We start from the raw sequence: 23,074 nt of genomic DNA on the forward strand, positions 1-23,074 counted from the left end.
TCGGTCGTCACGATTCCAACTTAGTGGCAACACCAGGCCGATCAGAACCCGGGATCAGGTCTGCGCGGTGTCTTTCTCGCGCACCGTGGTCGTGTAGTCCCGAAGATCCACCGATTTCAATTGGTTCACGTACTGGGTCGCGAAACCGGGAAACATAGTGGCATTGAATCCTTCGTCGGTGAGATACCAACTCGAACATCCCGAGTTCCACGTGGTCTTCGACAGCCGACGCTGCAACTCGACGTTGTACGCATCTTCGACATCTTGACGAACATCGAGTGCCTTGAGGTCGCGCTCGAGAACGATCTTGATCGCTTGGGCGAGATAGTCGAGTTGCGCTTCCATGTACACAAGGGCGGAACTGTGCCCCGGACCCGAGTTGGGTCCGAAGGTGAAATACAGGTTGGGATAACCGGATACCGCAATGCTCTTGTACGCACGCGCCCCGGATTTCCACTCCTGAGCGAGCACACGTCCGTCCCGGCCTATGATCGGGACCGGTGTTCCGGTCTTGCAAACGTCGAAGCCGGTGGCGAAGACGATGCAGTCGAATTGATGCTCGATCCCTTCGACCGTGCGAATGCCATGTGGCGCCAATCTCGCGATCGGCCAGGTCACGAGTGTGCAATTGTCTTGCTGGAGAGCCGGGTAATACTCGCTGGTCATCAGCAACCGCTTGCACCCTGCCCGAAAGTCGGGAGTGAGTTGTCGCCGCAACCACGGGTCCTTCACCTGCATGCGCAGATGAAGACGCCCGACTGTTTCCACCACCCTCGTCAACGGGGATTCCCACACCACCCCGAGAGCTACCGATTCGTGTCCCCAGTACCAAGCCCGACGCGCCAGAGTCTGGACGACCGGATGACGACGGTACAGATCCTTCGTGCGAGATCGGGTGCGTAGGTTTGCTCTCGGCAATGCCCATCCCGGTGTTCGTTGGAAAACCTTCACTGATCGTGCAGTTTTCACGAGTTCCGGGACGATCTGGACGCCACTGGCTCCGGTTCCGATCACTGCGACCCGCTTGTCGGTGAAGTCGTAGTCATGGTCCCAGCGAGCACTGTGAATCTTGTGTCCTTCGTAGCTCTCCAAACCCGGAACAGCAGGAAAGCTGACGTTCGCCAGCGGACCGGACGCCATGACGACGGTCCGGGCAATGACCGCTTCACGGCCCTCGAGCGCGATCGCCCAGACACCTGTCTGCTCGTCCCACTCGACGCCCGTGACGTTGCACCGAAACCGAATCTTCGGCTCGAGGCCGAACTCTTTCACCATCGTTCGGATGTAGCCGAGGATCTCCGCGCTGGCCGAGTAGGTGTGCGACCAGTCCGGGTTCGGGGCGAAACTGTACGAGTACAGACGGGACGGAATGTCGCACGCAGCTCCCGGATACGTGTTGTCGCGCCACGTCCCGCCGACCTCCGTGCCGCGTTCGAGAACGACGAAGTCCTCGATACCGTTCTGCTTCAACCGAATCGCCGCTCCGATTCCTGCGAAACCTCCACCGATGATCGCCACTGACAGTGGCTCGGCAGTACTCATGCGAGTGGCTCGTACGTAAGTTCCTTGGCCCAGGTCGGCTCGGAATTGAGCCTGCTGCCGGAAAGTCGGCCAGTGACCTTGACCATCCGATCGGCAAGCAGATGGTAGGGATGGTTGCGATTGATGACCATGTTGCCGTGCCACTTCACCACCCGATACATCGGGACGCGGAGCGCGGCCGGACTCCGTTCGCCTACGTTCCTGAATCGCTTCATCGCGGTGTAGAGCCGTTCCTCGTTCACTCCCATGTCGACGATGTTGTCGCGCATCTTGTTCAGCAGCGGGATGTAGCGAAGTGTCCCGATGATCAACGCCGGATTCAACCAGGCGCCGACGGTTTCGACAACGAGCTTGCGCGTCGTCGAGTGCCCGAGCATCTCGATCACCGCAAAATCGACCGCCAGATGCCTGGACTCGTCTGCATTGATCTTCTTGAACACAGCCTGACAGACCGGATCCTCGATCTCGTCCATGATGAACTTGACCAGGGCTCCGTCGAGCGCCACCTCGAGCATCGGTATGACGGTCCCGAGAATCGAGAGCGACAAACCGTCGGAATGCTTGTCCAGCCAGTCGATGACGAGCTTGACGTTGATGTTGGGCTCGGGCATCTCGTCGCCGTCCAGCATTCCCCACCGACGCATCAGCGCGAGTTCGGCGTTGGCGTGCTTCTGTTCCTCGGCGTGGAAATGCCGATAGATGTCTCGGAGAGTTTCAGTCGGCGCCTTGAGAGCCATCGCAGCGAAGCCACGGGCACCGACGTTCTCGATCCACATCAGGTCCGACATGAACGGTTTCAGCTTCGCATGAAGCTCTGGACTGATCGTCTCGGCGCCCGGAGCATCCCAGTCGATGTCCACCAGAGCCCATTGGCGGTCCTTGATCTTGTGCAGCATGCCGTCGAAATCGAAGGACATGTCACGCTCCTTTCGTGCTCGGCGAGTTCGTCTCCGGCGCCGCCGAAGTTCCAGATGATCCCGACTTCTGTTTCGGTGCAAAGCGATTGAGAACTCCACAGCCCCACGTGTATGCAACGGGTAGATACCGTTTGAGTCGCCAGATCACCTTCGCATCGAACTGCGGCACCACGTAGAGTCGACCCTTGTCGTAGGCGTCGAGAGTGGTGACGGCGATGCGCTCCGGCGAAAAGCCGGTTCGCCGCATCAACGCTTGCGCCAATTGTGTTGCTTCCGCGGTGATTCGGCCGTCGAGAGCAACATTTGTCTTGACGAAGGTCGGACACAGCACCGTCACCCGCACTCCCGTACCGGCAAGTTCAGCGGACAAGGTCTCCGAGAGCGACATCACGGCGGCTTTACCGACGTTGTAGGGCGCCATCAGCGGCGCAGCCGCAAACCCAGCAGCCGAGGCCACGTTGATGAATCCCCCGGCGCCGCTCGCACGCAGTTGTGGAGCAAATATCTCACAGCCGTGCACGACACCCCACAGATTGATCCCGAGTGCCCACTCCCAATCGTCGAAACCGATCTCGCCCACCGGTTTTCCACCGATACCCACCCCGGCATTGTTGATCACCAACGAAAGCGGACCCGCAAGTTCGAGTTCCGCGAACAACGCCAGGTCCTGAACCTGCTCACGAATTGACACATCGCATTTGACTGCGTGCGCGGTACCACCGATCTCATCGATGAGTGCCACTGTTTCCTTGGCCCGTTCCAGCGAGATATCCGCGCAGATCACCTCACCGCCTCTGCGCGCCAACTCCAACGAAAAGGCACGGCCGATTCCGCTGCCGGCGCCGGTCACCACTGCGCGGGCATTGTGGGACACCTTCGATCCGCGGTTCTTGGTCGGTTTCTTGGTCGGCACCGGTCGGCTCACCTTGAAGACGCTTCGACTGCTGTGTGTTTCTCCATCTCCAAAGAGTCATCCACAACCGTGCCAGTTGTCAATGGCCTAGAATTCGATGGCGGAATACGCGGCAGTCGAACCAGTACCCGGACTGCTCGAATGAAGTCTTTTGTCGACCGACCGTGATCTAAACGGGGTGCGCGGTCTTCCAGTGCTCGGCGATGTCGATGCGCCGCGCGATCCAGACCTTCTCGTGCGACTGCACGTGGTCCAGAAATCGCTCGAGAGCGGCCGCACGGGCAGGGCGGCCGACTATGCGGCAGTGCAACCCGATCGAGAGCATCTTGGGCGATCCGGCCGTCCCCTCCGCATACAGCACGTCGAAGGCATCGCGTAGGTGCGCAAAGAACTGATCACCGCTGGGAAATCCTGCGGGAGAGGCGAAACGCATGTCGTTGGTGTCAAGGGTGTACGGAACGACCAGGTGCTTCACCGATTCTGCGCCACGCGGAACGTCGACCCAGTACGGCAGATCGTCGGCGTACGAATCGGAGTCGTAGACGAAGCCGCCGTGCTCGACCACCAATTCGCGGGTGTTCGGTGAATCGCGCCCGGTGTACCAACCGAGAGGCGCCGAACCCGTCAGATCTCGCAGAATCTGCACCGCCTCGGCCATGTCAGCGCGTTCGCGCTCGATGTCCACGGATTGGTAAGACTTCCAACGTAATCCGTGGCACGCGATCTCGTGGCCCAACTCCTGAAAAGCACTGACTGCTTCGGGGTTACGCTGCATCGCCCGCGCCACCGCAAAGACCGTGAGAGGCAGGTTTCGCCGCTCGAAGGTTCGCAGTACACGCCACAACCCGGCCCGTGAGCCGTACTCGTACAGCGATTCCATGCTCATGTGTCGATTCGGAAATGCCTCTGCCGGAGTCATTTCCGACAGAAATGTTTCCGAAGCCGCGTCCCCGTCCAGGACGTTGTTCTCGGCTCCCTCTTCGTAGTTGAGCACGAACTGAACCGCTATCCGCGCGTCGCCGAGCCAGTGCGGATGCGGCGGATGAGGGCCGTACCCCACCATGTCCCGGGGATAGTCGTCGCGCGGATAGTCGCTCATGCCAACAACTTTACCGTCAGCGCCCGGAGATCACAGCGCGAGCAGCGTCGGTGAGTACGCCGAAGACTCTCAGCCGCGCCAGGCCACCGTCCGGGAAGATGTCCAGACGAACATCGGTGACCTGGACTTCGGAATCGATCGGAAAGCGATGGCGCGTATCCGGACGCAGCGTCGTGCGCGGCAACAGTTCGATCCACTCCCCCTCCGACGTCCGCCCGGTCAGAGCGCCCTCACCTGGACTGTTTCCGAGGAAGTACGAGGTGTCGATCTCGACGAAACTCAGCACGCCTTCACCCGCGAGTTGTACTTGCACCCAGTCGTTTCCGTTGTCGCGGCGCCTGGCGGTCTCCCACCCGTCACCCATCGAAGCAGCGCGTCCGGGAAACAGGATGTTCTGCGGTGAGCTGTAAAACATGTTGGAGCAATCGGTCACGCGGCCACCGTTTTCGAGTGCTGCGAGGTCCAACGGCCCGGCATCGAGGAAACGCGGGTCCGGCCGCGCTTCGCCGTGAACACGGAATCTCGCCACGCCGCCGTCCGGGTAAATGGTCAGCTTGACGTGCGTCCACCGCTCCTCCGACGCCACCGAGAACGGATTCTCCGAGTCACCGTGCACGGTCGAGCGCTCGACGATGGTTGTCCACTCGCCGGATCCGGCCAGGTCGGCGGGATCCGGATACCCGTCGACCGAGATTGCTTCCACCGAGATCTCGGGCGGGTAATTGCCCTTGAACCACGCGGTGTCGACCACGACGCCTCGCACCACTCCGGGAACACCGAGTCGAACGATCGCCTCGTCATGGCCTGCCACCCGGCGGCGACGCGTCTCCCAACCGTCGTACACCTGCCCCTTGTGACCGAACGTCGCCGGCTGGTACCCGGCCTTGCCTGGGCGGATCAGGGCCTCACGCTCGGCAAACGCCTCGTCGTTCGCCCAGATGACGGCTCCGCCGAGGGTGCGCAGTGCGAGATCGGGCAGCAAGGTGAATTCGGTGGTGCTCATCGGTCAGTGTTCTCCTGTGATCGGTGTGGTGCGTCCTACGAGGTGACGGAGTGCGTTGGTGTCGGCGCTCGGGGCGAGCCGGAGAACTTCGGATTCCGGATAAGCCCCCGCGTCGAGCCCGCGCAGTACCACCGCTGCGAGCGCCTGGGCGGTTGCAGGTTCGTCCATCACGTCGCCACCTTGGCGCCCCAAGTACGACTGGATGCGCGGGGCAGCGGCGCCGAGCGCGTTGCGATAGAAGCCGAACGTGGCGAGCCAGCGGGTGACCAGATGCCCAGGGTGCATGTCCCACCCCTGGTAGTAACCGCGTTCCAGGGACCGCGTGACGAGGCGATGGTGCCGAGTGATCGCGTCGCGGATCGCCGTGGCGCTCCCGATAGGCGCGACCTGAGTCGACCCGTCGCACACCCAGACGCCGGTCTGCGCGGCAGCAGCCAACATGACAGCCTTTGCGTGGTCTGCCACCGGATGTTCGAGCGACTGATGACGCGATGCAATTCCGCAAGCTGCACTGTAATCGTAAGTGCCGTAATGCAAACCGGTCAGACGACCGGCACCGCGATGGATGGCCTGAGCAACTGCCACCGTTCCGTCGGCCGCGATGACCGCCTGCGGGCTCTCGATCTGCAACTCGAACCGAAGCGAACCGAGCTCGAGTCCGTGCGCCTTCTCCAGCTCTTCGCAGAGCAACACCGTCGCCGTGACCTGCTCCACCGCGCGCAGTTTGGGAACGGTGAAGACAAATCCGTCCGGCACTCTGCCGGCCGCGTCGAGCACAAGCTCGAGCGTCCTGATCGAGCGCCGACGCTCACCGGCCGGCAACCCCTTGAACCTGATTCCACTCCAGTTCGGCCCGGCAGGATCAGCGCTGAGCGCGGCAAGCGTCTGTCCGGCCGACGTCGCTGCATCGTCTTCTTCTTCGTCGCTGCGGCGTCCGTACCCGTCCTCGAAATCGATCCGAAAGTCTTGGACCGGCTTGCGGCCGAGTTGAACTCGCACATCAGCGAGCGCATTCTCCGTGTCGAGATCGGCGAACACATGAGCATGGGAATCGAGAAGCGCGATCGCCTGCTCACCCCAGAGTCGAGGGGTGTCGACGGTTGCATCCGCGGCACTGACGTAAATCGTGTGCACGGGTTGGATCTCGTCACGGTTTCCCGGGTACTGCGCCGCGAGCCGCTCGTCCACCGGATCCAGAAGTCCGTCCAGACGATCGTGGACGGCGGCGGAGAGTCGGGATTCTGTCATCGGACGATCTTCTCAGAACGTCCGCGAGCCCGCAGGTTCTCACGCCGCCGATCCAATCCGAGTCAGCGGCCCCCGACGAACGGAACGTTGACGAAGCTCGGCCGGTCTGCAGCCAACTCGATGTGCTGCGGTTTGAGTTGGCTGTCGGCGAGCATCGGGCCGAGCGCCAGGTATCGCGGCACGCTGGCAGCGTAGACGTCGACGCGGAGCCGGTGCCCCGGTTGCAGCACTGCGTCCGTCGGAAGCATGTTGATGTCGACGGTGGTGACCTCACCGGGAACCACCGGCTGACGCGTGTCGATCGTCAGATAGTGGTGCGGTTCACTGTAGTCACCGTTGGCCGAGCGAGTGCTCTTCGAATCGTCGACTGCCCGCAGCGACGCAGTCAGAGCGCCGTTCGTGATCGGTGTCGATGTTCCGTCCGGTGCTACGTCGTTGACCGTCGCTGCCCAGAATCCGTCCGTCGCGTCCAGGACGGTCTCGAGGTGGACGTTGATCGGGCCCGAGAGTGAGGTCGGCTCCGTCACTGCCTCACCGGTGAACGTCAGGCCCTCCGCTTCCTGGAATCGGGAATCCTTGGAACACGTCGCACCGAGCACCACGGAGATCCCGGCAGTTCCCTGAGTTCCGTCACCGGAGCAGAAGCCTCGCAGTCCTGGTGCGACTGTCAATCGCGCTGCGGCACTGGGCGGGTCATTCGTCAGCGAACCGTCGTGCGCTGCGTGGGCGGCAGTACCGCTGGGCGCAGAGTTCAGATACATACGTTCGTAGCTCGCACCGGCTCGCGGGAACTGATCGTCCGTGATCCATCCGCCGCCTTGCTGGAACATCGTCACCGGACCGTAACGATCGATTCCGTTGTCGATGCCCTTGAGCCACTTGTCGAACCACGCACGTTCGAGCAGGTCGAGGCGCGGCGGCGCACCGTCCTTGCCGAATCCTCCACCGGGAGTGACGTGATAGCCGTTCCCCATGATCAACTGCTTCTGCCCGGGCGGCAGATCGATTCCGTTGTAGATCCGCGGCTCACTGTTGGCGAAGATGTCGTGCCAACCGCCGTAGACCATCGTCGGAACGGCGATGTTGCCGACGTCAGCGGCTCGGTCCTGATAGAACTGCCCGTCTTGCGCGACTTGCAGAGTCGACGGTGACACGTCCTCGATTCTCTGAGCCGTCATCGCTTGCACCAGTTCGGGAATCAGCGTACCGGGATCCTCGAGGCGGCTCGCCAACCACAGGGGATCGAAGTTTCCTTGCAGGATGTCCTGAACGTTCGGGATGAGTTTGAGCCCGTTGACCGCGGTCAACCACAACGGCATGAACCCGACTCCGAGGCCGCCACCGGTTCCGACGATGTCGCGCAGCAGATCGTTGCCAGGTTCGACCGGGAAGATCGCCTTCAGTGCAGATGGATTGTTGCTCGCCGCCTGCACCGAGTTGATCGCGGAGTACGAGATGCCCGCCATCCCTACTTTCCCGTCGGACCACCCCTGCTTGCTCATCCAGTCGATGACCTCGACCGAATCCTGTTGCTCGCGCTTACCGAGCACGTCCCAATTACCTTGGGAGAAGCCGGTTCCACGTGCGTCGACCACTACCTGCGTGTATCCGTTCTGGACCAGATCACGGTTGACGCCGAGAACCCTGGCGCCTCCGCCGGCGATGACGCCCGTCAACTCCGACACGCCGTCGAACGGCGCCGCGAGGTCGAGCGAGTTCGCAACGTCCATCAGCGTCTCACCGACCTGCGGGATCGACAGAGCTGAATCCACCAGTGTGTCCAGCAGTTTCGTGTACGGCGTGATGTTGAGGACCGAAGGCGTCTTCGATTCCACGGCCCGCCCGGATGCATCCGCCGGTCGGTACACATTCGCTTGCAGAACTGTGCCGTCACTCATCGTGATGGGCACGTCCCACTCGATGGAGACCCCCGGATACTGCGGCGTCGCCTCCGTTGCCGCGAGCCAGGCCTGCCCGTCCGACCCTCCCGTCGGATCCGCAGAAGCGACGGCGCTCGGCACCGTCAATCCCACGACGCACAGCCCCACCGCAATCGTTGTCGACCTTCGACGTAGAAGTCGTGTCCTCACGAAAACCCCAATTTTCTGTTGTGATGACCCAGCCCTGCCCCCACGACAGTGACCGGTGTCACGAACTTACCGGATAGTAACTTCCGTCCCATATGTCGTCAATAGGTCTGAATGCCGACCGGACGGCTAGCTTTGAAGATGTGTCACGATCACCGCTTCCCGTCCGCGACGGCCTGAACCCCAGTCGCATCCGTCAGCCAGACGACGGCATGTGGACGACGACGCTCGACTACCTGCTCGAACGGTTCCCCCAGGACGCCGTCCGATTGCGGGAGAAGGTCGCAGCCGGGGAGGTCGTCGACGAGAAGGGTGTCGGAATCACCGAGACGAGCGCTTTTGCTCCCCGGCGGTTCGTCTACCTGTACCGCGACCCTCCCGTCGAAACGTGGGTGCCGTTCGAGATCGACATCCTTTATCGGGACGAAAACATCCTGGTCGTGGACAAGCCGCACTTTCTCGCGAGCACGCCCCGCGGGCGATACATCGCCGAATCGGCCTTGGTGCGGTTGCGTCGAGATCTCGATTTGCCGGAGTTGAGTCCAGCGCATCGCCTCGACCGCGTCACGGCGGGACTGCTGCTGTTCACCGTGCATCAGTCGGCCCGGCGCGGCTATCAGACCATGTTCGCCGAGCGCCGCGTCGCCAAGGAATACGAGGCCATCGCGCGTTACGACGCGCAGGTGAGCACTCCCGTGGTCGTGCGCAGTCGCATCGTGAAAGAACGCGGCGTGCTCAAGGCCGCGGAGATCGAGGGCGAACCCAACAGCGAGTCGCGGATCGAACTGATCGAAACGCGAGACGGCTTCGCGCGGTACCGGTTGATTCCCCATACCGGCAAGACCCATCAACTTCGCCTGCACATGACCTCGCTCGGGCTACCGATCCACGGCGACAACTTCTATCCCGACTTCTACGACGTTGCCGCAGAGGATTATTCGAACCCGCTGCGCCTGCTGTCGAAGGTTCTCGAGTTCGAGGATCCCACGACCGGCCGGCTGCAACGGTTCGAAAGTCGGCGGACCCTGTCCTGGCCGGACGAATCAGGCAGTGGCGACTCGCCGTAGGGACCCCGGACCCTTCCACTGCGCCTCCGATACCGGGAGGATGGAAGCGCAGACCGCACCGCAAGAGGAGACCAGATGAGCAAGACCGCCGTCGTACCCGAAGCCGTACGGGAGATCGAGCGCAAGTACGAGGCGCCGGCCGAGCAGGAAGTTCCCGCCTTGGGCGGACTTCCCGGTGTTGTCGGCGAACCGGTCCACGACTCGATACAGCTCTCTGCCACCTACTTCGACACCGCGGACTACCGGTTGCTGGCCGAGAAGATCACGCTGCGCAAGCGTGAGGGTGGCGACGACGCGGGGTGGCACATGAAACTTCCCGCAGGCCAGGACGCTCGAACCGAAATCCAACTTCCCCCGGACGAGAGCACCGATGTGCCCTCGCCGCTGTCGAGTCTGATCCGGGCGATCATTCGCGGTCACGATCTGGTGCCGGTCGCCCTGATCATCACCGATCGGGAGCGCACCAGGCTCAACGGCGAAAACGGTGTGCTGCTTGCCGAAGTGGTCTCCGACACCGTCATCGCCTGCAAGGCAGACGGTTCCGGAGAGTCGACGTGGCAGGAAGTCGAGGTCGAACAAGGCGCAGGCGGGCAAGAGCTGGCCGATGCAATCGAGTCGGTTCTACTGGACGCCGGGCTGGAGCGCTCTGCGAGTCCGTCCAAACTCAAACGAGCACTGGGCACGTCGGTCACACCGTACGCCGGTCACGAGGTCACCTCGGGCAAGGCGTCGAATCCGCGGATTCTGTTGCGTAATTACCTCATCGAACAATTGCGCGCACTGGTCGCCGCGGATCTCGGCACGCGTCGGGCCGACGACGAAGCCGTTCACGACTTCCGGGTTGCGGCACGTCGCATCCGCAGCGCTCTGCAGTCGTACGCCGGCCACTCCCCCAAGACCGACGATCTCATCACGGATCTGCGGTGGATCGGTGGAAAGTTCGGTGACGCCCGCGACGTCGAGGTCCAGTGGGAGCGTCTTGTGGAACGCCTCGGCGAAATCGACGAGATGCCCGAGCGAGAAGCTGTGCGAGCTCGAATCGACGAGTTCTTCTCTGCACGTGGTGAAACCGCCCAGGAAACAGCCCTCGAGGCGCTCGATTCCGAGCGATACACCACGCTGCTCGATCGCCTCGACGAGTACGTCGGCGACCTCGAATTCGACACCGCCACCCACCGCGTCGGAAAGAAGGCATCGGCACGAGAGTTGGCCCATACCCTGCGGCACCTGGCACACAAGGTCGGTAAGCGGGTCGATCACGTCTTCGATGCCGATAGCCGCACCGAGCGTGACGAGCGAATGCACCGCGCCCGCAAGGGAGCCAAGCGGATGAAGTACGCGATCGAGGTCATGGAACCCGTGTCGAAGAGCCGAGCGAAGCGTGCACTGAAGCATTTCAGCCACTTCCAGGATGTTCTCGGCGAGCACCAGGATTCCGTTGTCGCCCAACATCATCTACTTGCAATGGCAGCCGAGCAGGAGCATACCTCGCTCACCAGTTTCGGATTGGGCATGGCCTACCGACGAGAACTGGAAATAGCCGACGGGCAATCGACCCTGCTACGCAAGACGTGGAAGGAAGCCGTGAAGTCAGCATCGTCACTCTGGTGACGTCGCTGTAACCAGTCGACCGATCTCGATCATTTCAGAGGGAGTAGACATGAACACACTTGCAGGACACCAGGATATCGTCGCCGGTATCGACGGATCCGAGGCCTCGACGGCGGCGGCCCGGTGGGCGGCCTCCGTCGCGAACGCGGTGAACTCACGACTGATTCTGGCGCACGCCCTGCCGCAAGAGGGCCCGATCTACAGTCCCGCTGCAGTGATGTTGCAGTCACAGTTCCTCAGTCAGATCCGCGAAGACGGCGAAGCGATCGTCGATGCCGCCGCCACGGTGATTTCGGCCGAATTCCCCGAACTGACCATCGAATCCGAGATCGCGCCAGGGCCGGCGTCGACGCATATCCTCGAATCCTCGGGTACCGCACGCCTGATCGTGATGGGGTCGACCGGATCGGGCGCACTGCGCTCACGGCTGCTCGGATCGACCGCACTGAAGGTGGCCAATCATGCAACCTGTCCGGTCACCGTGTGGCGTGGTTCGGCGGAGAATCCCGGTCCGGATCAGCGTCCCGTCATCGTCGGAGTCGACGGAAGCGCGTTGAGCAAGAAGGCCGTCGAGTACGCGTTTCGTTATGCCGATCAGTTCGACGCGCCGCTCATCGCGGTCCACACCTGGCAGGGCTCGTCCACCTTCCGCGAAGGCGGAGCGGGAATCCTGATCGACTGGGAGGCTGTCGAGCAGGAGGAATCGGCGCTACTGGCGGAAAATCTAGCCGGTATGGCCGACCAGTACCCGGACGTGCCGGTCACCCGCATCAGTGAACCCGGTGCCGCTGCTCCCGTCATGCTCAAATACGCCGACGACGCACAGTTGATAGTTGTCGGAAGTCACGGCCGCAGTGCGATGGCGGGCGCCGTGATGGGCTCCACCAGCCAGAATCTGCTGCACCATGCGCCAGGGCCGGTCATGATCTGTCGCGCCTGAATTGCTGTGCGCCTTTATTAACCCCCCGCGGTTAATAAAGGCGCACAGCAGGGGTCAGGCGAGACCCGTGCCCACCAGCTGACCTACTCCGTACGTCACGGCCATGGCCAGCGCGCCGCCGATCACCACGCGTAGCACCGCTCTGGTCTTGCGAGCTCCGCCGAGCGTCGCGCTGATCGTCCCGGTCAGCGCAAGTGCGATCAGCACCGCGAAAAATGCGATAGGGACGCGGATGCCTGTCGGCGGCACCAGAATTGCGACCAACGGGATCGCCGCGCCGATCGTGAACGAGATTGCCGACGAAATCGCCGCGTGCCACGGATTGGTGAGATCGTCTGGATCGATACCCAATTCGACTTCTACGTGCGCCGCGAAGGCGTCGTGCTCGGTTAATTCTTCGGCGACGCGGCGGGCCGTCTCCGGACTCAATCCCTTGTTCTCGTAGATCTCGGTCAGTTCCTGAAGTTCAGCCTCCGGGGTCTCGAGGAGTTCCTTCTTCTCCTTCTGCAGGAGTGCGCGTTCGGTATCCCGCTGAGCGCTGACCGAGACGTACTCGCCCAACGCCATGGACACAGCGCCGGCAACCAGTCCAGCAAAACCTGCTGTGAAGATCGCGGAGCGCTCGGTCGTGGCTGCCGCAACACCGACCACGAGACCTGCGGTCGAGACGATTCCGTCGTTTGCACCCAGAACACCTGCACGCAGCCAGTTGAGGCGATTGTTCAAACTCGGTGCGTGAGGTTCCGATTCCCCACCGGGCGCCCCGTCGGTCAACTGCACACTGTCTCCGGACATGGCAACAGATTAGGACGATCAGTCCGGTTGCGATAGCAATCTGAGCCTGTCCTTCGCGCACTGATATATTCCGATTGGCACCCCAACCAAGCATTTGTTAGGTTTGAAATCGGCAGACATCTGGAGGCATTGTGAGCGCAGTACGCACCGCTTTTGTCAGCGGCGGAACCGGTGGAATCGGGTCGGCGATCGCCCTGACCCTTGCCGAACGCGGACACGACGTCGCCTTCACCTACCGAAACAACAAGGGCGCTGCCGAGCAACTGAGCGAGCAGATTCGAGCGCATGGCGTGCGCGCCCACTCGTACGCTCTCGACTTGACCGACGAGTTGTCGATCAGCGCCGCCGTCAACGATGCGGTCGATGATCTGGGCACATTGACGACGCTGGTCCACGCTGCGGGACCGCACGTCCCGATGACGCACCTCTCACGTGTGACGCCGGCGTTCTTCACCGAACAACTCAACCAGGAGGCCGCGGCGTTCTTCACCCTCGTCCACACCGCCCTGCCTGCGCTGCGTGCATCCTCGGGTTCGGTGGTGGCGGTGACAACCGCGGCAACGGATCGCTTTCCCGTGCGCGACGGACTCTCCGCTGGCACCAAAGGGGCTGTCGAACAACTTGTTCGCGGATTCGCCGCAGAGGAAGGACGCTACGGCGTCCGGTTCAACGCTGTAGGACCAGGCATGTTGACGGACGGAATGGCGGAGCGCCTGATCAGCTCCGCCGAACTCGACCAAGGCGCGCTCGACGTGACGATGAGCCGAATCCCGTTGAAGCGCTTCGGATCAGCTGCCGACATCGCCGAAGCAGTATGTTTCCTCGCAAGCGACGCGGCCGGATTCATCAGCGGTCAGAAGCTCAACGTCGACGGTGGCTACACCGTCTGAGCGCTATCCGCCCAACTTGCGAAAGACCAGTCGCACGGCAAGTTCCAGGTGCGCCATCACCTCGTCCGTCGTCATCCGGCCCGCAACCCACGAGACGAGACTCGACATCCAGACGTCGTCGATCACCTTCACCGCGTCCAACTGCTGCTGCGAGACTTCCTCGACACCGATCGCCTTCGCGAACATCTCGGTCACGACCCCACCGAGCGCGTTGAGTTCCGGGGTCGCCGACGCGTCCGCGAACATGTACGCCCGAACCAACGCTTCGTAACGGAGGTGATCGGTCTCGAGGACCTCCGTATTCTTGCGCAGCACAAACAGAATCCGGTCCGACGGAGTCTCGCCCGGGATTACAAAGTCTTGGAATCTGTCACGCAAACCCTCGAACATCCACAACAATGCGACGACAAGCATGTGGTTCTTGGACGGGAAATACCGGTAAACAGTGCCGATCGCGACGCCGGCGCGATCGGCCACCGATCGCATCTGCACCGCGTCGTAGCCGCCTTCGGAGGCGGATTCCATTGCGGCGTCGACAATCCGGCGAAAACGCGCTCGCTGCGACGGCGTCGTACGACGTCCGGTCACCGAGCTACGTTCGACCACCGACTGGTCTGCCTTGTCGCCACCTGCCATGTCCACAACCCTTATTAGACGTCGTTTTGCCGACTCCCAATGTAGCCGCCCAACGCAATTGTCGGGTGCATGACTGCCCGCTTCCGAACTGCCCGCCAGTGGAACTGGCCCAGATCAGGAAGCGCGCCGCGGCCGATCGGATCGGCCGCGTCTACGTGGATCTTCCGACCAGTCGCGAGAGGGTGCGCGTCGGCCCGGAGCTGGAGCCCGGCGTCTGTCGGGTTGCGGCGCCCGTCGCTCCGGTCGGCGTTGCCCAGTTGGAGCAGGCTGGGCGCGGCGAGCTGGCGGCCTCCGTCGATCGGTCTGTGGCTTCTTGGCAATGCCGAACCGAGGCTTGCCGAAGACCAGCGGTATCCAACCGCGACCGCTGCTCTCAGCCGAGGCGACAGCCTCGGGCTCACGGAAGGCTGCGTGCGCGATGAGCCCGAACATCAGCAGGGTGGTGATCATCGACGTTCCGCCCGCCGAGATGAGCGGTAGTTGCAGACCGGTCACCGGAATCAGGCCGACGACGTAGGCGATGTTGATGAACGCCTGCACGACGATCAACGTCGTTGCCGTCGCTGTCATGACTTTGAGGAACGGATCAGTGGACCGTTTCGCGATCCGCAGCCCGACGATCAGAACCGCGGCAAAGAGAGCGACGACGATCAGCGCGCCGACCAGACCCAACTCTTCACCGATCACGGCAAAAATGAAGTCGTTGTGCGCCTGCGGGAGATAGCTCCATTTGGCGTCGGACTGTCCTAGACCGCGACCGAAGATGCCTCCGTTCGCCAGTGCGTACTTGGCCTGAGTGCTCTGGAAGTTCAAACCCTGCGGGTCGAGATCAGGATTGAGGAAAGCCTTGATGCGATCCGAGCGGTAACCAGCAGTAAGCCCGAGCACGAGAAATGCGACTGCGGAACCGAGTGTGAGGCTGATGAATGTCTTCATCCGGAACAGCCCGAACCACAGCACCGACATGAAGATGATGCCGATGGTGATGGTGGTTCCGAGGTCCTTCTCCAACACCACCAGAACCAGAACCAGCAACGTCGTACCGCCGATCACCGGCAGCGCGCGGTTGACGTCCATCCGCGCCTTCATGAACGACGCAACCGTCGCTGCGGACCAGATCGCCAGAGCAAGTTTGGCCAGCTCCGACGGCTGGAAGGAAATGCCCGCGATCACGAACCAGCTGCGAGCACCCATCTGTTCCGAGCCGATACCTGGAATCAGCACCAGGACAAGCAGAACAAGACACAGGATCAGCAGCCATGGTGAGGCTCTACGCATCGTTTCGGTCGGCAACCGCACGACCGCCACGAACATCACCAAACCGATCGCTGCGAACATGCACTGCGGCCAGAAGCGGGCGTAGGACGTCCCGGACAGAACATAGGATTCGACGCCCGAAGACGACAGCACCATCAGCAGTCCGAACGCGACGATCAGCACGACCAGACCGACGATCATATGGAAATCGAACAGTGGCCGATTGGTCCACATCGCCGTTCGAGCGCGGAAGGGTGTCGATGTGCGGTCACGTTTGTCCGACGCTCCACGGGGTGAGTTAACTGGCTCTCCACTCCCGCGACCGTTGGGCTTGTCTTCACTGCGACCGGTCACCACACAAGTATCGTCCCACGACTCCTAACCCATGGGTAACACAAGTCCCATGAGTCACACGGGCTCGGCCTCCCGAGGTCCATGTAGACCCACGAAATACCAGGTCACGTCCTTCGCCGGCGTCGGTCTGCCACCGCCCCCGCCAACGAGAGCGTCAACATGACCACGCAGACGGCAAGCGCGATCCCGAACGCACGTCCATATCCGTCGGGCGAGCATCCGAGTACACCGAGATACAACCCCGATACCGCGGCCAGCGAGATGGTCGCTGACAGGCGCTGAGACAGTTGAAGGAAACCCGCCGCAACACCGTTCGCGCCCGGCGGTGCATATTCGAGAGTCAGCACCCGATTGGGCGCGTCGACCAAGCCGCTGGCAACTCCCGACAACACCGCCAGGACTACCAGCACCGGGATCAGATGTTCCCGAGGAATCAGATTGACCGCCGCGATGTAGCCGAGGATGACAAGAATCTCGCCGACTATCGCAAAAACCACCGCACTTCGGCCGAACCTGGCAACGAGCCGCCATCCGAAAGCCGACGTCAGGGCCATCGCGAGTGAACTACCGGTCATGATCAACGCCGCACTCAGTGGGGCGAAGCCCAAACCTTCGATCAGATAGAGGCTGAGCACCGCGTTGACGGCGAGGATGGATCCGAACCAGAAGAGTGCAACCGTTGTACCGAGCCGAAATCCCCGAGAGGCGATCAACGACGGAAGCAGTACCGGCGTCCCACCGCGTGCGGCGTACCGACGTTCCCAGAACCAGAAGGCAACGGCAGCGCCGAACGCACCGATCAGGAAAGCCGCGGCGACAGTAACACTGGTCCGGGTCACGATGGGCCACAACAGGAGCCCGGTCGTAGTCGCCAGCAGACACAGCCCAACCGGATCGATCGACGCGCCCGATCGGGTGGTTCGATCACGGCGCAGAAAGCGAAACGCCAGAATCAGTGTGATCAGAGCAAACGGCACGTTGAGAACGAGAAGCAACCGCCATCCGAAGTCGGCGTCGGAATACTTCAGCAGAACGCCACCGAGGATCGGTCCGGAAACGCCGGCCAGACCACCCGCGGTGCTGTACGCGCCCAACGCCTTCGCCCGAGCCTTTCCGGACACCCGGTCGGTGATGATGCCGAGCACCTGCGAACTGATGGTGCCTGCGCCGGTCCCTTGCCCCAGCCGGGCCAACACGATCATCGACGGATCCGACGCACACGCTCCGAGGATTCCCATCACCGCGAAAATGCTCAGGCCCGCCAAGAACAAGCGTCTACGCCCGACGACGTCACCGAGTCGGCCCGCCGGCACCAGGGCCAAGCCGAAAGTCAGCGAATAGCTCGCAAGGATCCACTGCACCTCCGAGGTCGACGCGCCCAGCGACGCCCGGATCGACGGAACCCCGATTCCGAGCACCGCCGAATCGAGAAGGGTGGTGAAACCCGCAGCTACGCAGACGACGATTTCCCAGCGGACGGCCGAACCGAGCTTGGTGGATTCGGCCGTCGCTGTGACTGTGTGGGACAGGACCCGTTACCCCGCAGCTTCAGACGTGGTCCGACGCGTGAGCGGCGGTCGCAACCCCAAGTGCTCTCGCAGCGTCGACGTGGAGTACTCGGTGCGGTACGCCCCACGCTCCTGCAGTTCCGGGATCAACCAGTCGACGATCTCGTCGAGCCCGGTCGGCACCAGGTACGGCGAGATGTTGAAGCCGTCCGAAGCTCCGTTGCGCACCCAATGGACCAACTGATCTGCGACCTGCCCCGGAGTGCCCGCAAAACCCGAACGCTGCGAGGTCTCGATGGCGACCTGACGTAGGGACAGATTCTTTGCCTCGGCAAGGGCACGCCATTCACGCGCGATCGCAATGGGGTCGTTGCCGTCCCGTGCGGAACCGCGCGTCTCCGAAACCGGGCGGGCAACCGGATCTTCCTCGGGGAGTGGACCGTCGGGGTCTCGATCGGAAAGGTCCTTACCCCACACCAGTCCGACGAGAGAGAGGGCAGTCTGACCGGTGAACTGGCCTTCGAGGACCCACCGTGCCTTCTCCTCGACTTCGGGCTCGTTCTCCGCCAACACGATCTGCGTGCTGGGCAAGATCTTGACGTCGTCCTCCGGTCGCCCGGCTTTACGCAACCGAGCCCGAATGTCGTCGGCGAAGTCGAGTGCGCCGTCGAAATGAGTCCCGTGTCGCGAGAAGATGACGTCGGCATGGGTCGCCGCGAAATCGCGTCCACTCGGGGAATCACCCGCTTGGAAGATGACCGGATGCCCCTGGCGGCTTCGGGGAAGCGTCGGCGTCACGGAGATGTCGAACTGTGAAGTCTGTCTGCGCACGTCGCCGACAGCACCCGGGGTAGACCAGTTCTCGGACGTACGAGAATCCGAGATCGCGTCGTCGGCCCACGAATCCCACAGTGCCCGCGCAGTTTCGATGAACTGCCCGGCACGCTCGTAGCGCAGGGAGTGGTCGAGGAAACCACCGCGACGGAAGTTCTCTCCCGTCCACGCGTTGTCGGTGGTCACCGCATTCCAGCCGGCCCGTCCGTCGGAAAGTAGGTCGAGGCCGGAGAGTCGACGCGCAAGGTCGGCCGGTTCGTTGTACGTGGTGTTCTGTGTCGCGACCAACCCGATCTTGTCGGTGATACCGGCGAGGGCGGCCAACTGCGCAATGGCGTCGGGTCGGCCGGCGATATCCAGATCGAGAATCTTGCCGTTCTGTTCACGAAGCCGCAGGCCTTCACCGAGGAAGAAGGCGTCGAACAGACCTCGCTCGGCGGTGAGTACCAACCGCCGAAACGTCTCGAAGTCGATCTGGGATCCGCTCGCGGAATCGGACCAGATGGTGGTGTGGTTGACCCCCTGGAAGAAGACACCGAAGTGAACGTGAGCGTCGGGTCGAGGTACGGCGGAGCGTGATGCAGTCATGGCCGAAATATCCTTAGCGCGAAGTCAAGTCAGGAGGAGTGGGCGAATCGATTTGCGGGCCGCTGCAGACCGAGGTTGCCCCTCAGGGTCGATCCCGGAACCGGGCGTCGCGTCAACCCGGCCTTGGACAGCGTCGGAAGCACGAATTTGGCCAGCACCGGAAGGTCCTCGTCGATCACGAGAGCATGGAAATGAACACCGTCGAGGTGTCCGGCCAATTCCTTCAGAACCACGGCCGCTTCCCCCGGATCTGCAGCCAGGAGCAGTCGGCCGGTGACGACGGCATTTCCGTACGAGTTCAGCTCGGTCCTCCGCTGCGCCGCAGACAGATTCGGCGTATCGAATGCCACATCGACCTCGGCGACCACCAATGACGCGCCCTCATCGCGCGCCTTGGCAGCCGACTGTGCAATGGTCTCCACCGAATCACCGGAAACGAGAACAACATCCGGCTGGCGTGGATCGATTTCGCCGTAGCGGCCGAACACCACCAACTGGCCTTGAGGCGGCCGCGGAACGATTGCGGGCCCCTTCACCGAGAACGTGTCGCCCTCGAAATTGACGTAATGCAGACGATCACGCTCGAGGAAACGCCCACTGAGATAGTCACGAACGACGGCGTCGTCCTCCCACGAGTCCCAGAGATCGGTCACAACGGTGACCGAATCCCGCTGCTCTTGCTGACGCGCCGACTCCGTTGTTACTGGAGCCCTCCCCCACGCCCTCGCCGCGGCATCGTCTTCGACCGGAACAGCAAGCCAGCCGCCACGCCCACGCGAGGAGTAGTCCAACGTCGCCAATTGCGAGGACGTATGAAACGGTTCGGCGTACGTGGTCCCGACGACGGGGACCAGCCCGATCGTGCTGGTTGTCGCCGCCACGTACGACGCCCTCGAGACGGCATCGATGCGGCCGACGACGTCACCACTCGGGGGGAGGATGGAATCGTCGAACGTCGCGAACGTGAAGCCGGCATTCTCGGCAGCCGCGACGCGATCGCGCACGGCTTTGCCCGTGAGCAGCTGGTCCGGGCGGTGTGAGCTTCGGCGCCAGGCAGCGGGGTGAGTGCCCTCGCCGTCCAGTTCGATACCCACGGCAAATACAGTCATGTGTCCTCCATCGGTCCTGGCGGTAGCACCCACACTGCGGTTAGGTAGCGGGTTGCTGCGGCATCATCGAGCCAGGTCTCTCAGCCACTCTGGATGGTGGATGCAATCTATGCGGGCCACGCTGGGCAAGTCAAATCGCGCTTGTCGAATCATATTGACCTACAACATATTTCAATACAATCATCCTGATCGAAAGGGTTGCGCAACGCTAGCCGACGTAGACACGAAAGAGCCCCGCCCGACTCGCGTCGGACGGAGCTCTCGGTGTGCGCTGGAACGCTACTTCGCGCCCATCCATGCCTGATCGAACAGCATGATGCCGGTTGCAGTCGGAACCACACCGTGCACGTTCTTCTGCCAAGCCCAGAACGACGTGAGCCCGCCGATCGGCGCCGACGGAACCGTCTCGTTCCACAGCGTCTGAATTTTGCCGATGATCGCAAGAGTCGACGAATTGTCCTTGGTCTGTTGTAGATCTGCGATCAGCTGATCCATCGCCGGGTTCGCATATCCAGCAGTATTCGCCATCGAGGTGCTGTTGGTCGTGGAGAACAATCCGAGATCGAGAATCGACTCGTACATTCCGATGCCCGCGTGCGCGAGGTCGAAATCGTGCTTGACGTAGACGTTCTGCACGATGTCGCCGGCGTTGTTGGCCAAGATCAAGTTCACCTCGAACCCGACGGCCTGCAACAGTGACTGCACGGCGAGGCCGATCGCGTGGTCCTTCGGCTCACTGAGAACGACGTAGTCGAGGCTGCCGTCGTACCCGTCTGCCTTCGCCTGATTCAGAAGTTCCTTCGACTTTTCGGGGTCGTAGGCAATACCCGGTGTGTCTACATGCCATTGAGACGTCGGACCGAACAACTCCGAGCCCGGCAGTCCCTCACCGTTTTCCACTCGCTGATCGATCAACGTGGTGTCGAGCGCGTAGCCGATAGCCTGACGGACGCGAACATCCGAGCCCGGTCGGCCCTCACGGTTGTTGATAATCTCGGCACTACCGGCATTGAGCACGTCGATGTAGCCGGGGTAGCCAGCGGACTTGGCGGAATTGATCGCCGACGTGAGGCCGCGAATGTAGGCGACATCGAGCTGACCGCTGTTCAATGATTCGAGATTCGCCTGCGGACCGTTGAGCGCAACCATCCGCAACTTGTCCAGCTTGGGGGCGCCGCCGTAGTAGGACGGGTTGGCCTTGAAGATTCGCTCGACGCTCGGTGTGAAGACATCTTCGGTGAAGGGTCCGGCTCCGACGGCGGTGAACTTGTCGCCCTGCTGCGAACTCGGGGCGACGATCATCCCGTGCCCGAGTGCGAGCATCGACGGAAAGCGCATCCACGGCGTCTTCAGCTTGAATTCCACCGTCGTCGGACCGCTTGCCTGCGCCGATTCCACCGAAGCCAGCCACAGTTCGGCGCCATTGCCCTTGCCCGCGTTGTACCGATCGATGCTCGCGATCACGGCGTTGGCGTCGAGGGTGGTGCCGTCACTGAACTTCACACCGTCGCGAAGTTTCAGCGTCCAGGTGGCTCCGTCGTCGGCTGTCTCGAGCGATTCAGCCAACTTGGGCTCGAACTCGCCGCTCGCAGTGTCGTAACTCATCAGGACGTCGTACACAGCAGCGAAGGCCTCACCGCCGGAACCGCCGCGCGCGGCCGTCTTCGTCGGGTCGAGTGAGGGAACGAGCACCTGTACGCCGTACGTCATGGTCCCGCCGGCCACCGCAGTTCCCGGATCGGGCTGCTCGTTGACCATGCCGGTCACGACGTCCGCCGACGCGGTCGTCGTATCGGTCCCGCTGTCGTCACCGTTGCTCGCGCAGCCCACCAACAGAACCCCGGTGCCGAACAATGCGACGGCGACCCGGCTGACTTTCCCGATGCGCCAAGATCTCGAGTGCGACACGGAGATTCCACCTCACTTTCAGTAGACGCAGCCACGGATCGGCCGCAATCGGCTAATAGTGATGTCCTCTGTGGAGTGACGCCCAGCACGTTCCCGGTGACCGGAAACATTCACGGAGACAAAGGATGCGCATAACTGAGATGATCGGGCCGAGTGGTTGACGGCGACTGACATCCGAATACGAAAAAGCTCCAACCTTATGTTCGAAGAACATGAGATTGGAGCTTGTCGAAAAGAATTATGGTGGCCAGGGCCGGGATCGAACCGGCGACCTTCCGCTTTTCAGGCGGACGCTCGTACCAACTGAGCTACCTGGCCGGACGGCACCCGAACCGAATGCCTATCGCATTGCTTTGTTCTCAACCGATTGATTGAGAACAAAGCTTTGCGACCCTGACGGGACTCGAACCCGCGACCTCCGCCGTGACAGGGCGGCGCGCTAACCAACTGCGCCACAGGGCCTTGCTTTTTCCTTGCTGTGAAACCGTACTACATCTTCGAGCCGCTCCCAAACCACTGTCCTGGCCTGGCATTTGTGCATCTCAAAGCGTGTCGTGCGGGTCAAACCATACTGCATCGTTTCGCTTTCGCAAAACGTACCCCCTACGGGATTCGAACCCGCGCTACCGCCTTGAAAGGGCGGCGTCCTAGGCCGCTAGACGAAGGGGGCCCGCCGGATCTCTCCGAACTAGTACCCCAACGGCGTTCCGTTGGGAGCTTGGATAGCTTATGGCACGGCATTCGGAAATCACAAATCGCCTGTTCACG

Annotated in this window: 18 protein-coding genes, 3 tRNA genes and 1 riboswitch; of the genes, 4 read left to right on the top strand and 17 right to left on the bottom strand. The window is 62.2% G+C overall.

Annotation, left to right across the window (positions count from 1 at the left end; genetic code table 11):
• Positions 1-54: 54 nt before the first annotated feature.
• The 7 genes from RA302_RS23275 to RA302_RS23305 all read right to left on the bottom strand — a co-directional run bounded on the left by RA302_RS23275 (position 55) and on the right by RA302_RS23305 (position 8,812).
• On the bottom strand, positions 55-1,542 hold the full coding sequence (locus RA302_RS23275; protein WP_030535275.1) for an NAD(P)/FAD-dependent oxidoreductase: 1,488 nt from the start codon (positions 1,540-1,542) through the stop codon (positions 55-57).
• Entirely contained in the window at positions 1,539-2,459 is a 921-nt protein-coding gene (locus RA302_RS23280) for a hypothetical protein (RefSeq protein ID WP_030535274.1), read from the bottom strand. Before RA302_RS23280 ends, RA302_RS23275 begins: the two co-directional genes overlap by 4 nt.
• A gap of 1 nt (position 2,460) precedes the next feature.
• The gene (locus RA302_RS23285) at positions 2,461-3,372 is read right to left on the bottom strand and encodes an SDR family NAD(P)-dependent oxidoreductase (RefSeq protein WP_030535273.1); all 912 of its coding nucleotides are present in this window, start codon (positions 3,370-3,372) and stop codon (positions 2,461-2,463) included.
• Positions 3,373-3,541: 169 nt separating this feature from the next.
• Positions 3,542-4,471, bottom strand: coding sequence for an allantoinase PuuE (gene puuE, locus RA302_RS23290; protein WP_030535272.1), 930 nt, complete (start codon positions 4,469-4,471; stop codon positions 3,542-3,544).
• A 16-nt stretch (positions 4,472-4,487) separates the two neighbouring features.
• Entirely contained in the window at positions 4,488-5,474 is a 987-nt protein-coding gene (gene alc, locus RA302_RS23295) for an allantoicase (protein WP_030535271.1), read from the bottom strand.
• Positions 5,475-5,477: 3 nt separating this feature from the next.
• Entirely contained in the window at positions 5,478-6,722 is a 1,245-nt protein-coding gene (locus RA302_RS23300) for an aldolase/citrate lyase family protein (protein WP_030535270.1), read from the bottom strand.
• Between the two features lie 62 nt (positions 6,723-6,784).
• On the bottom strand, positions 6,785-8,812 hold the full coding sequence (locus RA302_RS23305; RefSeq protein ID WP_037125783.1) for a CocE/NonD family hydrolase: 2,028 nt from the start codon (positions 8,810-8,812) through the stop codon (positions 6,785-6,787).
• A gap of 140 nt (positions 8,813-8,952) precedes the next feature.
• Here RA302_RS23305 and RA302_RS23310 point away from each other — a divergent pair, with 140 nt between their 5' ends.
• From RA302_RS23310 to RA302_RS23320, 3 genes are all read left to right on the top strand, one after another.
• Entirely contained in the window at positions 8,953-9,876 is a 924-nt protein-coding gene (locus tag RA302_RS23310) for a pseudouridine synthase (RefSeq protein WP_030535268.1), read from the top strand.
• Between the two features lie 75 nt (positions 9,877-9,951).
• The gene (locus RA302_RS23315; RefSeq protein WP_030535267.1) at positions 9,952-11,487 is read left to right on the top strand and encodes a CYTH and CHAD domain-containing protein; all 1,536 of its coding nucleotides are present in this window, start codon (positions 9,952-9,954) and stop codon (positions 11,485-11,487) included.
• 49 nt (positions 11,488-11,536) lie between these two features.
• Entirely contained in the window at positions 11,537-12,427 is an 891-nt protein-coding gene (locus RA302_RS23320; protein WP_030535266.1) for a universal stress protein, read from the top strand.
• A gap of 54 nt (positions 12,428-12,481) precedes the next feature.
• On the opposite strand, the gene RA302_RS23325 is transcribed toward RA302_RS23320, so the two are convergent.
• Positions 12,482-13,222: a VIT family protein gene (locus RA302_RS23325; RefSeq protein ID WP_007733901.1), complete on the bottom strand. Its 741-nt coding sequence runs from the start codon at positions 13,220-13,222 to the stop codon at positions 12,482-12,484.
• Between the two features lie 131 nt (positions 13,223-13,353).
• Between RA302_RS23325 and RA302_RS23330 the strand changes: the two genes are divergently transcribed.
• On the top strand, positions 13,354-14,112 hold the full coding sequence (locus RA302_RS23330) for an SDR family oxidoreductase (RefSeq protein WP_030535265.1): 759 nt from the start codon (positions 13,354-13,356) through the stop codon (positions 14,110-14,112).
• A 3-nt stretch (positions 14,113-14,115) separates the two neighbouring features.
• On the opposite strand, the gene RA302_RS23335 is transcribed toward RA302_RS23330, so the two are convergent.
• The 9 genes from RA302_RS23335 to RA302_RS23375 form a co-directional block, all read right to left on the bottom strand.
• Entirely contained in the window at positions 14,116-14,748 is a 633-nt protein-coding gene (locus RA302_RS23335) for a TetR family transcriptional regulator (RefSeq protein WP_007733896.1), read from the bottom strand.
• A gap of 114 nt (positions 14,749-14,862) precedes the next feature.
• The gene (ftsW, locus tag RA302_RS23340; RefSeq protein WP_007733895.1) at positions 14,863-16,239 is read right to left on the bottom strand and encodes a putative lipid II flippase FtsW; all 1,377 of its coding nucleotides are present in this window, start codon (positions 16,237-16,239) and stop codon (positions 14,863-14,865) included.
• A gap of 224 nt (positions 16,240-16,463) precedes the next feature.
• Positions 16,464-17,825 (bottom strand): MFS transporter, encoded by a 1,362-nt coding sequence (locus RA302_RS23345; protein ID WP_080712684.1) that lies wholly within the window; start codon positions 17,823-17,825, stop codon positions 16,464-16,466.
• Between the two features lie 69 nt (positions 17,826-17,894).
• Positions 17,895-19,289 carry an NtaA/DmoA family FMN-dependent monooxygenase gene (locus tag RA302_RS23350; RefSeq protein WP_030535263.1) on the bottom strand — a complete coding sequence of 465 codons (1,395 nt, stop codon included), beginning with the start codon at positions 19,287-19,289 and terminating at the stop codon, positions 17,895-17,897.
• Positions 19,290-19,318: 29 nt separating this feature from the next.
• Positions 19,319-20,398, bottom strand: a complete 1,080-nt coding sequence (locus RA302_RS23355; RefSeq protein ID WP_030535262.1) for an LLM class flavin-dependent oxidoreductase — start codon at positions 20,396-20,398, stop codon at positions 19,319-19,321.
• 4 nt (positions 20,399-20,402) lie between these two features.
• Positions 20,403-20,498, bottom strand: a riboswitch (SAM riboswitch).
• A 179-nt stretch (positions 20,499-20,677) separates the two neighbouring features.
• Entirely contained in the window at positions 20,678-22,306 is a 1,629-nt protein-coding gene (locus RA302_RS23360) for an ABC transporter substrate-binding protein (protein ID WP_030535261.1), read from the bottom strand.
• 241 nt (positions 22,307-22,547) lie between these two features.
• A tRNA-Phe gene (locus RA302_RS23365) sits at positions 22,548-22,624 on the bottom strand.
• Between the two features lie 70 nt (positions 22,625-22,694).
• Positions 22,695-22,768: transfer RNA gene (locus tag RA302_RS23370), tRNA-Asp, on the bottom strand.
• 135 nt (positions 22,769-22,903) lie between these two features.
• A tRNA-Glu gene (locus RA302_RS23375) sits at positions 22,904-22,976 on the bottom strand.
• Between the last annotated feature and the right edge of the window lie 98 nt (positions 22,977-23,074).

This window comes from Rhodococcus sp. DN22, assembly GCF_036669995.1.
Classification (GTDB): domain Bacteria; phylum Actinomycetota; class Actinomycetes; order Mycobacteriales; family Mycobacteriaceae; genus Rhodococcus_F; species Rhodococcus_F erythropolis.